Below are 12,864 nucleotides of genomic sequence, written 5' to 3' on the forward strand. Positions count from 1 at the left end.
ATGCGAATTTCTACCGCGCAAATGTTTCATCAAACCAGTAGTAATGTCTTAAAAGGCCAGTCAGCAACTAGCCAGATTTTAGAGCAATTAGCATCGGGTAAAAAGGTTAATACTGCCGGTGATGATCCTGTTGCAGCCGCTGGGATTAATAACCTAAACCAGCAGAGCGCGTTAACCAATCAATTCCTCAAAAATATTGATTACGCTACAGGTAATCTTGCTGTGAGCGAAAGCAAAATAGGCAGCGCTGAAACGCTAGTATCAAGTATGCACGAGGGCATGCTGCGTTCAGTAAACGGCACCTTGACTGACACCGACCGGCAAGCTATTGCCGACGAGATGCGCAGCAGCCTAGAAGAGTTGCTGTCGATTGCCAATAGTAAAGATGAATCCGGAAATAGTTTGTTTGGTGGTTTCAATACAGATGGTGACCCATTTGCTTTTGATAACAATGGCAAAGTGGTTTACAGCGGCGACTCAGGAGTCAGAGACACCATAGTGGCCTCTGGCGTAACGGTTGGCAGCAACATTGCCGGCGATAGCGTTTTTATGAATGCAGCCAATGCCATGGGGGATTACAGCGTCAATTATTCGACGTCTCAAACCGGCAGTTTCAGTGTTGAAAGCGCCAAAGTGACAGATAGCACTTTACCTGTAGCGGGTGATTACAGCTTTGCTTTCGCTGATAACGGCGTTGGTGGACTTGAACTTAATGTCACCGACTCGTTGGGTGTAGTGACCAGTATCCCTAATTTTGACCCAAGTCAGCCTGTTGCCGTTGACGGCATTGAATTGCAGTTTAAAGGGACACTGGTTGCCGGTGATTCATTTTCAATGTCGCCAGAGTCCAATTCTAATATTTTCGATACCTTAAACAGTGCTATTTCACTACTTGAGGACGGCGGCAAGCTCAATAGCCCTCAAGGTCAGTCGGAAATGGCGCAGCTATTAAATAACGTCAATAGTGGCCAAGAGTTGATGGCAACTAGCCGCAGTGTTGCGGGCAATAGTCTCAAAAGCTTAGAGAGCTATACCGATTTGCATAAAGAAGATCAGCTGGTGAATCAATCGGCTTTATCAATGCTTGAAGATTTAGATTACGCCGCAGCCATCACCGAGTTTGAGAAACAGCAGATGGCATTGAATGCCATTTCGAGTGTGTTTAGTAAGGTGGGCTCAGCTTCGCTGTTTGACTATATCTAGAAACTAGGGAGTGGGAGTCGGGGGATTAGAAGGACGTCCTGTGCACTATGTATGTTGCTAAAGCACCCGTCTCTGCTTGCATCATCCCTGTTTGTATAGTCTCAGCCTAAACCGTCTTAGCAATTATCGAATTATCTTATATCGACTTATTTTTCGGCATTTAAGTAAAACTGGCACGAAAAAAGCATTAAAAAGATTAAAGAGTTTGTCTTTTTAAATTATTTGACACCAAAGTTTAAATTCAATCTTTGGCGTCCTCTGGTTACTACCGTGCTTAATGCACAGCGCTTAATGATGAGACAAGACAAGACAGTCGAAATCATTTTAAACAGCAGTAACCGATACAATTTTACTATTAACAATTTTAGCCAAGTTTATTTCTTGGCGATCAATTAACAAGAGGGTAATAACATGGCTATTAGCGTTAATACTAACGTTACATCAATGCGAGCGCAGAGCAACCTAAACAGCGCAAACTCAAGCACGCAAACCTCAATGGAGCGTTTATCTTCAGGCTTGCGTATTAACAGTGCTAAAGACGATGCTGCAGGTCTGCAGATCTCTAACCGTATGACCAGCCAGATCAATGGTATCGGCGTCGCCATGCGTAATGCCAACGACGGTATCTCAATCGCGCAAACGGCTGAAGGTGCGATGCAAGAGTCAACTAACATCTTACAGCGTATGCGTGACTTGTCTCTACAATCGGCTAACGGTTCAAACTCAGCTGAAGACCGCGGCGCTATGCAAAAAGAGATGACATCATTGCAGGCCGAATTAACCCGTATTGCAGAGACCACCTCTTTCGGTGGCCAGAAGTTACTTAATGGTGATTATGGTACGCAGAACTTCCAAGTGGGAGCTAACGCCAACGAGACTATCTCTATAACATTAAAGAATACCAGTGCAGATAGCATCGGCTCTAACGATTACAATAAAGATTTCAGCAAAGATGGCACAGCAACGGGTAAGTTTGTTACCCATGCTACAGATAATGGCACAACGGCTGAGACCGATTTACGTTTGTCTACTTCAGAAGGAAGTACATCTGTAATAGCGTATTCTGCTAATGATAGTTCTAAGGACATTGCTGCTGCAATCAATGCAGAATCTAGTAAATTAGGCGTTGAAGCATCTGTTAATAATGAGTTAACGTTTTCAAGCATTTCAAATGACGCAGGTGCGACATTAACCGTCAATGGTAAAGCTGTAGTAGTAGAAAACCAAAGTGTTGAAAAGATGGCCGATGCCATTAATCAAACGGATGGTGTTGGTGTTACAGCATCAATAAGCGATGATGGGTCGCTGGTATTGAATTCTGATGATGATATCTCAGTATCAATCGCTAATACTGCTGGTGACGCAGCGGCAGCTTTAGGTAACCATGCTGGTGAGGCTACAACACTTGCAGATGCAGTCAATCAAATTGCGGTAGGTAGTATTGAGCTCAATGGTAAAGGAAAGGATTTCTCAATCGCTGGTGCGAATGCTGATGTATTTTCAACTGCTACGGGCAACTCATCAATGACGAACGTTGCAGGCGTGGATATTACTAGTGCGGGTGGCGCACAAGATGCGTTAGCTGTAATTGATGCTGCAATCGCAGGTATTGATGGTCAACGTGCCGACTTAGGTGCGGTACAAAACCGTATGAACTTTACCATTAATAACTTAAGCAATGTTCAGTCAAATGTAACAGATGCCCGTAGTCGAATTCAAGATGTGGATTTTGCTAAAGAAACTGCGGAACTTACTAAGCAGCAGATTCTGTCACAAACCTCTTCTGCCATGCTTGCTCAAGCGAATCAGTTACCGCAAACAGCCTTGTCACTGCTAGGTTAATACTGGGTTGGTTAAGGCAGTACAGGTTAAGGCAAGGACGGTTTAAAGACGAATGGCCTGAGAAGACTCTAGGACGTGACTTCGTCACGGCGAGAGCGTCGCTCCGCTCCTGCTAGATTTGTCTTCTTACCCGTAACAGTAAAAGCAACAGCAAGACCCAAGTGGTACTTGCTGTTGCTTTTTTATTTGTATGGCAACAGTCCATCCCTGCCTTTTATCTCTTAACACCTCATACCTTAGCTGACTAATCTTGTCGCTGCCTTTCTCCGTGTAGCTAAGCGCTCTGTGAACTCTGTGGTGAATAGCTGTGGCTTTTGCTTATATAGCAGGGCGAAGCCGCGTCCTAGCAGCGAAGCGCTCTAGCGTCTGAGTACCTACATGTGAAGACTTCTTAACTGTATATTCCTATTGAGTTTGTGTATCGCTAAATCCATTTTGCTAAAAAATCAAAAAAAATCAAAAAAAATCAAAAAAAATCAAAAAAAATCAAAAAAAAGCCTAAAGCTTAAAAACAACTGGCCGTTATAGATATTGTAACCAAGATGATTCGCCTGACTTTACCAAGACAGGCATTAATTAAAACACTGTAATTAAACAAATGTTTTTAGTGCAGTCTAAGTAAGGTAAGAGGGAATTAATAATGGCTATTTCAGTAAATACTAACGTGACTTCAATGCGAGCACAGGGCAACCTAAACAGTGCTAACTCTAACGTTCAAACTTCGATGGAGCGTCTATCATCAGGTCTGCGTATTAACAGCGCTAAAGATGACGCTGCAGGTCTGCAGATCTCTAACCGTATGACCAGCCAGATTAACGGTATCGGTGTCGCTATGCGTAACGCTAACGACGGTATCTCTATCGCGCAAACCGCAGAAGGGGCGATGCAAGAGTCGACTAACATCTTGCAGCGTATGCGAGACTTATCTTTACAGTCAGCCAACGGTTCAAACTCTGCTGAAGATCGCGGTGCCATGCAAAAAGAAATTACGTCACTAAATGCTGAATTAACCCGTATCTCTGAAACCACTTCTTTCGGTGGTCAGAAGCTATTAGATGGAAGTTATGGCACACAAGACTTTCAAGTGGGTTCTAACGCCAATGAAACAATATCTGTTTCATTGAAAAATACAAGTTCATCGTCATTAGGCTCTAACGATTACAATAAAGATTTCAGCAAAGATGGCACTGCAACAGGTAAGTTTGTTACCCATGCTACAGATAATGGCACAACGGCTGAGACCGATTTACGTTTGTCTACTTCAGAAGGAAGTACATCTGTAATAGCGTATTCTGCTAATGATAGTTCTAAGGACATTGCTGCTGCAATCAATGCAGAATCTAGTAAATTAGGCGTTGAAGCATCTGTTAATAATGAGTTAACGTTTTCAAGCATTTCAAATGACGCAGGTGCGACATTAACCGTCAATGGTAAAGCTGTAGTAGTAGAAAACCAAAGTGTTGAAAAGATGGCCGATGCCATTAATCAAACGGATGGTGTTGGTGTTACAGCATCAATAAGCGATGATGGGTCGCTGGTATTGAATTCTGATGATGATATCTCAGTATCAATCGCTAATACTGCTGGTGACGCAGCGGCAGCTTTAGGTAACCATGCTGGTGAGGCTACAACACTTGCAGATGCAGTCAATCAAATTGCGGTAGGTAGTATTGAGCTCAATGGTAAAGGAAAGGATTTCTCAATCGCTGGTGCGAATGCTGATGTATTTTCAACTGCTACGGGCAACTCATCAATGACGAACGTTGAAGGCGTGGATATTACTAGTGCGGGTGGCGCACAAGATGCGTTAGCTGTAATTGATGCCGCAATCGCAGGTATTGATGGTCAACGTGCCGACTTAGGTGCGGTTCAAAACCGTATGAACTTTACCATTAATAACTTAAGTAATGTTCAGTCTAACGTGTCTGATGCACGTAGTCGTATTCAAGATGTTGATTTTGCTAAAGAAACTGCAGAGCTGACTAAGCAGCAGATCCTATCGCAAACCTCTTCTGCGATGCTTGCACAGGCTAACCAGTTGCCACAAGCAGCATTGTCACTATTGTAATCCTAGGGTAAAGCCTCTGGATTTAAATAGGATTAGCAATCAGTATCGCTGATATCAAAGGGAGGGTCGGAATCGGCTCTCCCTTTATTGTTTAATCGTAATGCGTTAATTGAATAACAGTTAGTAAAGTAGCTGTGAGATGAAACTCGAAGGAAATGAAAGCACAGGAGTGATGTGATGGATGTCAATGTAACTAACAATGCACTAGGGGCGATGGCTGTTGATATCACGCTTAACGCCCATAAAGATAGTCAAAATAAGCTTGGCGGCCTTACTATAGATACGCTTATAGAAGAGGTTAATGCTACCGAAAAAAGCAACAAATCGAAAGATTCCTCGCAGGGTGAGTCGATTGTACAGATGGAATCGGTCGTGACAGAGCTGTCTGATATGATGTCTATGCTGCGTAAGGGCTTAGCATTTAAAATTGATGAATCGCTAGGGCAACAAGTGGTGAGTGTACTTGATATCGATACGGGCGATCTGATCAGACAGATCCCCAATGAAGAAGCATTAGAGTTGGCCATTAAATTGCATGAAAAAATAGCTGAGATGGATGGCTTGTTGATGTCTACTCAGGTTTAATAGCACTATTAACGTTTAAGTCCAAATAAGTCAGTATTCATAGTTTAGTTTTAGTTAAGTTGAGGTTGTCATGGGATTAACATCGGTTGGTATTGGTTCTGGAATGGATATCAATGGCATTGTGTCGGCGTTAGTGGGTGTCGAAAATGATCCAAAAGTTGCCAAGTTTGATGCCAATGAGGGCAAGCTTAACGCGCAAATATCGGGTATGGGCTCACTAAAGAGTGCACTTACTGAGTTTCAAGACAGTCTTGAGAAGTTAACTGACCCCGATACCTTTATTGCACGCAAGGTTAAACTATCAAATAGTGATTTTATCAGTGCAACTGCCGATGAGACCGCCGTTTCAGGCAGCTATAAAATTGAAGTAGAACAATTAGCCGAAAGTCAAAAAATTGGCTCGGCGGCAGTAGCTGATGCAACGGCAGCATTAGGCGAGGGCTCGTTGACTTTTGGTGTCGATGGCAAAGATTTTATCGTTGCGGTCGAAGCGGGTGATTCACTCGAAACTGTGATGCAGAAAATCAACGATGCTGAAGACAACGTCGGCGTGACAGCCACCATTATTAATGGTGACAATGGCCCACAATTAGTCATGACCTCCGATGAAACCGGCACAGCCAATAACATAACCGTTACTGCGACCGATACCGATGGCGGCACAGGCTTGGCTGACACCTTCACCATGACCGAGCTCAGTGCGGCTAAAGATGCGGTGCTTTATGTCGATGGTTTGAAAGTGACATCAGGCAGTAATGATGTCGAGAACGTCATTACCGGCGTCAGTTTAACCCTCAAAGCTGATGATGTTGCTAAAAGCACCACGCTAACAATCTCTCCTGATACCGATTCGGTGAAGAAAAGCGTCGAAGGCTTTGTTGAGTCTTATAATGCGTTAATGGGCACAGTTTCAGAGTTATCGGGTTACGATCCAGAAACTGAAACAGCCGGGATTTTGCAAGGTGATGCCATGGTGCGCAGCATTCAGAGTCAACTGCGGGGCGTATTGTCCAGTAGTTTCGATACCGCTGAGGGTGCGACCATGCTGGCCAATATTGGCGTGAAGACCACTCAGCAAGGTACGCTTGAGATAGACGAAAAAATATTAGATAACGCGCTCGACAATGATATGCCGCAAATTCGAGAGATGTTCAGTGCTGAAGACACAGGACTTGCGGCAAGGCTCGATGGATTAGTCGAAACCTATGTGCAATCTGGCGGTACGATTGACAGCCGTGATGAAACCCTAGATAACCAAATATCACGCATTACCGATAGTCGCGAGCAATTAGCAATGAAAATGGCTGCATATGAAAAGCGACTCTTCGCTCAGTTTAATGCCATGGATTTAGTGGTAGCGAGTTTAAATCAACAGTCTAATGATCTGTTTTCAAGGCTTGATTCGTTACCCGGCATGGTGCCACAAAAATAGTTATTCTAACCAAAGCGAGAGTCGCTAGATGTTAAATTCACAGATAAGCTCACAGTTAAGCTCACATTTAAGCTCACATTTAAGCACTGAAACACGAGCCATCGAGTTAGCAAAACTGGATGATGCGTTATCGCAATTGTTAGATAGTTTGGAAAATACGCTGTTTGAAGATGAGCAAAGTGACAGTTTGGTATCTAAATTGCAAGATACTATTGGTAGCCGTCAAACTTTGATTACTCAGTTAGTCAGCGATGAACAGCAGCTAGACAGATCTTACATACAAAAGCTCGCTGAGAGTAGTCAGGAATTTGGGTTAAGGGCACGTAACGTTCTTGCCGATCGGGAAGCTCTATTAGGGGTGCTCCGTAAGGGCAGACGACAAACCAATCTTTACAAGACAATAGGTTCAAATAGGTAGGTATTTATGAGAGGTTCGCTTCAATCATATCGTAAGGTCTCATTAGATAGCAGTATTGCTGTAGCTTCACCACACAAGGTCATCCAGATGATGTTTGCCGGAGCGTTAGAGCGCTTAGCTCAGGGACGTTATGCCATCGAACAGAATAACCTAGAACTAAAAGGTGTCAGTTTAGGCAAAGCGATAAGTATTGTCGCAGGGTTAAACAGCAGCTTGAATATGGAGGCTGAAGGTGACGTTGCTAGCAACCTAAGCGCTTTATATGATTTTATGATCCGTAGAATTTCTGAAGCCAATATCAATAACGACGTTAAAGCAATTGATGATGCAACGGATATTTTAAGGGTCATTAAAGAAGCTTGGGATACGATCCCGACAGAGCTGCATGAAGTCTCTTCGCAAAACTAAATTATGTCGCTTAAATAGGAGTGATTCGTCACTCCTTTTTGTCACCTGTCAATAATATGTCTAACTACTGATTATAAAGTAGAGTTTTTAACCTAAAACTTAGTCTGTTCCTCATAAAATCCATCAGGGGCTTGCTAATAACGGGCTGATAATACACTATTCTATTCGGTAGATATTTGAGAATGAATTTTAGATAACTACCGGCCAGATAATGGCTTGTAAAAATTGGCTTGAGAAAAGCAACGAACACTAATAATTAATGCGCTGAAATATTTAAGCCTAACGGCCTTCGGAATGATGCAAACAGATCAACGAATTCTACTTATCGGTAACCAGTCTGAGCGAATTAATCGCTTGTCGTGTGTATTTGAGTTTTTAGGTGAGCAAGTCGAGCTGATCGATTTTGATAAACTTGAAATGCATACTAAGCAAACGCGTTTTCGTGCGATTGTTTTACCGTCTGAAAATCAATCGAAAGAACTGACTCAGTCTTTGGCTAGTGCGCTTCCATGGCAGCCTATTTTATTGCTCGGTGAAAGAGGCGACGTGAAAGCGTCGAATATTCTTGGAAGCATCGAGGAGCCATTAAACTATCCGCAATTAACTGAATTACTTCATTTCTGTCAGGTCTATGGACAAGTTAAACGTCCAGAGATCCCAACAAGTGCCAATCAGACTAAATTATTTAGAAGTTTGGTCGGTCGCAGTGAAGGCATTGCTAATGTCCGTCACCTTATTAACCAGGTTGCAAGCTCTGAAGCTACAGTTCTAGTTCTTGGGCAATCGGGTACGGGTAAAGAGGTTGTAGCCCGTAATATTCATTATATCTCCGATCGCCGTGATGGCCCGTTTATTCCGGTCAACTGTGGTGCTATCCCTGCCGAGTTATTAGAAAGTGAACTTTTTGGTCACGAAAAAGGCTCATTTACAGGCGCGATTAGTGCCCGTAAAGGCCGTTTCGAACTGGCTGAAAAAGGCACGTTATTTCTAGACGAGATTGGTGATATGCCCCTGCAGATGCAAGTAAAACTGCTACGCGTTTTGCAAGAACGGATGTTTGAACGTGTTGGTGGCAGTAAGTCTATCTCTGCTGATGTTCGCGTTGTCGCTGCCACTCATAGAAACTTAGAAACTATGATTGAAGAGGGCGGATTTAGAGAAGATCTGTATTACAGATTGAATGTTTTCCCTATTGAAATGCCAGCTTTGTGTGAGCGCAAAGAAGATATCCCACTATTACTGCAAGAGTTGGTGAGTCGCGTTTATAACGAAGGCCGTGGTCGAGTTCGTTTTACTCAACGAGCTATTGAGTCGTTGAAAGAGCACTCATGGTCTGGCAACGTACGTGAACTTTCTAATCTGGTTGAGCGGTTAACCATTCTCTATCCGGGTGGATTAGTCGATGTAAATGACTTACCGATTAAGTATCGTCATATTGATGTGCCTGAATATTGCGTTGAGATCAGTGAAGAGCAGCTTGAGCGCGATGCCTTAGCGTCAATTTTTAATGATGAAGAGCCAATCGACATTCCAGAAACCCGTTTTCCAAGTGAATTACCCCCGGAAGGCGTTAATCTGAAAGATCTTTTGGCTGAGCTTGAAATTGATATGATCAGGCAAGCGCTAGATCAACAAGACAACGTGGTTGCCCGCGCAGCAGAAATGCTCGGTATTCGTCGTACTACGCTAGTTGAGAAAATGCGTAAATACGGTATGGGTAAAGATTGATAAAAGCCGGTTCAAGCTAAGACGAACGCTTCGCTCACGGAAGACGGAACGTTCGCAGGCTCACTTCGAGGACGGACTTCGTCCTGCTAGAGCGCTTCGCTTCTAGGAAAAACACAAGCAAAGACTGTTTATCACGCTAAGATGGTTTGAATCAAAGTGAACTTTCGATATTTACCTACTTTTTTGAATAAGCCAGAAGATGAGTCTTCTGGCTTTTTTATGGCTCATCGCGGTTTTTCGGTTTTGTATATCAATTATTGCCGCCGTTTTAATCTTTTCTGTAAGCGAAGCGTTCCGTAGTGGCATTCAATTTAATCAAGCTGCCACGTGCCGTGAGGCCTGAGGCTGTTCGTCTCTGCATGCCCGTCTCAGCTTTAACCTAGAACCTAGAAGTCACGAAGTGACGCTCTCGCAGTAGCATTCAATTAAAGTCAATAGTCACGTCCTCGCAGCGCAGCGTCCTTCTTAGCTTTAAACAACTGGCACACTTCCTGCTTCACCCCATTCAAATGCAGTTTTTTTGACGGGGCCACCATGTCCGCTATTCCAAAACCACAAATCGATACAGCTAATGCGACTGATGCCGTTGGCAAAGCACATGTTGTTGATGTCAATGCTGTAAAGCGTCCACAGCTGGTTGATGTGCAGCAGGCCGCGAATATGTCAAATCGCTTGGATCATATTCTGCAGGCGATGCCTTCAGGCGTGGTGATTATAAATGGCGATGGTATGGTCACCGATGCAAATCCCGTCGCGATAGAACTGCTCGGTAGCCCGCTTGAAGGTTTACGTTGGCTACAAATAATAAATCGCGCTTTTTCACCCCAAGATGATGATGGCCATGAGGTTTCTTTACGAAACGGTCGTAGAGTTAAGCTTGCTATTACTCCGCTAACACCAGAGCCTGGGCAGTTAATTGTGTTAACGGATCTAACTGAAACGCGATTGCTGCAAAAAAACCTGTCCCATCTACAACGGTTATCAGCGTTAGGTAAAATGGTGGCAACTCTTGCTCACCAAGTCAGAACGCCGTTAAGTGCAGCACTGCTGTATGCCTCTAATCTTGCAAGCACCAAGATATCTGATGATGCTAGAAAGCGCTTTCAAGGTAAGCTTGTCGATAGACTTAATGAGTTAGAGCATCAGGTCAACGATATGCTGTTAATGGCAAAAGGACGTCAGCAAGAACTTGATAATATTATTGTTATTGAAGAAGTGGTTGATAACGTGTTGAGTAATTGCCAGCCAATCGCAGAGCAAAAGGCCTGTAAGTTGGTTTTTAATAATGAATCAAAGCAAAAAATTAGAGCCAATGATGCCGCTTTGTGTTCAGCAATCAATAATCTAGTGATGAACAGTATCGAAGCGGGCGCAAACCAAATCACGTTACATGCATTTGATACTAATACGGCTCTACACCTTGATGTCATCGACAATGGCAAGGGGCTGGATGCGGCTATGCAACAAAAGGTATTAGAACCTTTTTTTACTACCAAATCTCAAGGTACAGGTTTAGGTTTAGCCGTGGTGCAGTCGGTAGTGAGTAACCATGGTGGAAAGATGCAGTTTAGTTGCCACCCGGGCAATGGCTGCACAGCTTCATTGAAGTTTCCATTGCTGACAACCATCAAAAATGAGCAAGTACTAGGAGAGAGCCAGCATGTCTGAAGGTAAGTTGTTACTGGTAGAAGATGACGCATCACTGCGCGAAGCGTTACTCGATACCTTGATGCTAGCTCATTATGATTGCGTCGATGTTGGCAGTGCCGAAGAAGCCATTTTGACCTTAAAAAGCCAACGCTTTGATATGGTTATTAGTGACGTGCAGATGGAAGGCGTCGGTGGGATAGGTCTGCTTAATTACTTACAGCAGCACCATCCTAAAGTTCCAGTATTGTTAATGACGGCTTATGCAACTATCGATAATGCTGTTAATGCAATGAAGTTGGGTGCGGTGGATTATTTATCAAAGCCGTTTTCTGCCGAAGTATTAGTTAATCAAGTTTCTCGCTATATGCCGGCAAAGGCTGCTGAAGGCACACCGATTGTGGCTGATGAAAAGAGCTTGGCGTTATTGGCTCTGGCGCAGCGCGTAGCGGCCTCTGATGCATCTGTGATGATTATGGGACCAAGTGGCTGTGGTAAAGAGGTGTTGGCTCGATATATTCATCAAAATAGTCAACGCGCCGAGCAGCCATTCGTGGCGATTAACTGCGCAGCAATCCCTGAAAATATGCTCGAGGCTACCCTGTTCGGCTACGAGAAAGGAGCGTTTACTGGCGCCTATCAAGCGTGTCCAGGTAAGTTTGAGCAAGCACAAGGTGGCACCTTATTACTCGATGAGATCTCTGAGATGGAGGTGGGGCTGCAGGCAAAACTGTTGCGTGTACTACAAGAGCGCGAAGTTGAACGTTTAGGCGGGCGTAAAACGATAAAGCTTGATGTTCGGGTGCTTGCTACTTCTAATCGTGATTTAAAAGCCATGGCAACATCGGGCGAGTTTAGAGAAGATCTGTATTATCGTATCAACGTATTCCCGCTGACCTGGCCTTCACTTAATCAACGTCCAGCCGATATTTTGCCCTTGGCAAGGCATCTACTGCAACGTCATGCATTGATTGCTAATTACAGTGAGTTACCCGAATTAAGCGAATGCGCATCACGACGTTTATTGACTCATCGCTGGCCTGGCAATGTGCGAGAGCTTGATAACGTAATTCAAAGAGCCTTGATTCTATGCACTGCAAAAGAAATAACGGCAGCAGACATTATTATCGATTCAGTAGAATTAGATTTTAACCCTGAAAGCACACCTTTAGTTGTTAATAAACCCGCAGAGCTTGAAGGTTTAGGTGATGAGCTTAAAGCACAAGAACATGTGATTATTTTAGAAACCTTGACTCAATGTAATGGCAGTCGAAAGTTAGTTGCTGAAAAACTTGGCATCAGTGCCAGAACGCTGCGCTATAAGATGGCAAAAATGCGCGACTCAGGAATTCAAATACCTGCTTAAAAGCTAAGACGAACGCTTCGCTCACGGAAGACGGAACGTGCGCAGGCTCTCTCACAGAACGCTGCGCTGACGGTACAAGCTGAGAAGGTACAAGCTGAGAAGGTACAAGCTGAGATGAGAGCACATAAAATAATTTTTTGTAGGTTGGGCTTCAGCCCATCAATTAG

10 protein-coding genes are annotated in these 12,864 nt (G+C 43.8%); all 10 read left to right on the forward strand.

What is annotated here, in order from left to right:
• The 10 genes from flgL (at position 1) to ACVBIK_RS01830 (ending at position 12,697) form a co-directional block, all read left to right on the forward strand.
• On the forward strand, positions 1-1,203 hold the full coding sequence (gene flgL / locus ACVBIK_RS01785; protein WP_447168931.1) for a flagellar hook-associated protein FlgL: 1,203 nt from the start codon (positions 1-3) through the stop codon (positions 1,201-1,203).
• A 411-nt stretch (positions 1,204-1,614) separates the two neighbouring features.
• A complete protein-coding gene (locus ACVBIK_RS01790) occupies positions 1,615-3,045 on the forward strand; it encodes a flagellin (RefSeq protein WP_447168932.1) in 1,431 nt (476 codons plus the stop codon).
• 640 nt (positions 3,046-3,685) lie between these two features.
• The gene (locus tag ACVBIK_RS01795) at positions 3,686-5,113 is read left to right on the forward strand and encodes a flagellin (protein ID WP_447168933.1); all 1,428 of its coding nucleotides are present in this window, start codon (positions 3,686-3,688) and stop codon (positions 5,111-5,113) included.
• Between the two features lie 177 nt (positions 5,114-5,290).
• Positions 5,291-5,698, forward strand: coding sequence for a flagellar protein FlaG (locus tag ACVBIK_RS01800; protein WP_447168934.1), 408 nt, complete (start codon positions 5,291-5,293; stop codon positions 5,696-5,698).
• A gap of 70 nt (positions 5,699-5,768) precedes the next feature.
• Positions 5,769-7,130, forward strand: coding sequence for a flagellar filament capping protein FliD (gene fliD / locus ACVBIK_RS01805; protein WP_447168935.1), 1,362 nt, complete (start codon positions 5,769-5,771; stop codon positions 7,128-7,130).
• 28 nt (positions 7,131-7,158) lie between these two features.
• On the forward strand, positions 7,159-7,548 hold the full coding sequence (locus ACVBIK_RS01810) for a flagella biosynthesis chaperone for FliD, FliT (protein WP_447168936.1): 390 nt from the start codon (positions 7,159-7,161) through the stop codon (positions 7,546-7,548).
• Between the two features lie 6 nt (positions 7,549-7,554).
• A complete protein-coding gene (fliS, locus tag ACVBIK_RS01815) occupies positions 7,555-7,956 on the forward strand; it encodes a flagellar export chaperone FliS (protein ID WP_447168220.1) in 402 nt (133 codons plus the stop codon).
• Between the two features lie 294 nt (positions 7,957-8,250).
• A complete protein-coding gene (locus ACVBIK_RS01820) occupies positions 8,251-9,684 on the forward strand; it encodes a sigma-54 dependent transcriptional regulator (protein WP_447161416.1) in 1,434 nt (477 codons plus the stop codon).
• A 534-nt stretch (positions 9,685-10,218) separates the two neighbouring features.
• Positions 10,219-11,352: a sensor histidine kinase gene (locus ACVBIK_RS01825; protein ID WP_447161415.1), complete on the forward strand. Its 1,134-nt coding sequence runs from the start codon at positions 10,219-10,221 to the stop codon at positions 11,350-11,352.
• The gene (locus ACVBIK_RS01830; protein WP_447161414.1) at positions 11,345-12,697 is read left to right on the forward strand and encodes a sigma-54-dependent transcriptional regulator; all 1,353 of its coding nucleotides are present in this window, start codon (positions 11,345-11,347) and stop codon (positions 12,695-12,697) included. The genes ACVBIK_RS01825 and ACVBIK_RS01830 overlap by 8 nt, the downstream gene beginning before the upstream one ends.
• Positions 12,698-12,864 lie beyond the last annotated feature (167 nt).

This window comes from Shewanella sp. 125m-1 (assembly GCF_052977065.1).

What these genes read in the sequence shown, in the direction of transcription:
- fliD (WP_447168935.1), top strand. Translation starts at nt 5,769, where the DNA reads ATGGGATTAACATCGGTTGGTATTGGTTCTGGAATGGATATCAATGGC.
- ACVBIK_RS01800 (WP_447168934.1), top strand. Translation starts at nt 5,291, where the DNA reads ATGGATGTCAATGTAACTAACAATGCACTAGGGGCGATGGCTGTTGAT.
- fliS (WP_447168220.1), top strand. Translation starts at nt 7,555, where the DNA reads ATGAGAGGTTCGCTTCAATCATATCGTAAGGTCTCATTAGATAGCAGT.
- flgL (WP_447168931.1), top strand. Translation starts at nt 1, where the DNA reads ATGCGAATTTCTACCGCGCAAATGTTTCATCAAACCAGTAGTAATGTC.
- ACVBIK_RS01825 (WP_447161415.1), top strand. Translation starts at nt 10,219, where the DNA reads ATGTCCGCTATTCCAAAACCACAAATCGATACAGCTAATGCGACTGAT.
- ACVBIK_RS01820 (WP_447161416.1), top strand. Translation starts at nt 8,251, where the DNA reads ATGATGCAAACAGATCAACGAATTCTACTTATCGGTAACCAGTCTGAG.
- ACVBIK_RS01830 (WP_447161414.1), top strand. Translation starts at nt 11,345, where the DNA reads ATGTCTGAAGGTAAGTTGTTACTGGTAGAAGATGACGCATCACTGCGC.
- ACVBIK_RS01810 (WP_447168936.1), top strand. Translation starts at nt 7,159, where the DNA reads ATGTTAAATTCACAGATAAGCTCACAGTTAAGCTCACATTTAAGCTCA.
- ACVBIK_RS01790 (WP_447168932.1), top strand. Translation starts at nt 1,615, where the DNA reads ATGGCTATTAGCGTTAATACTAACGTTACATCAATGCGAGCGCAGAGC.
- ACVBIK_RS01795 (WP_447168933.1), top strand. Translation starts at nt 3,686, where the DNA reads ATGGCTATTTCAGTAAATACTAACGTGACTTCAATGCGAGCACAGGGC.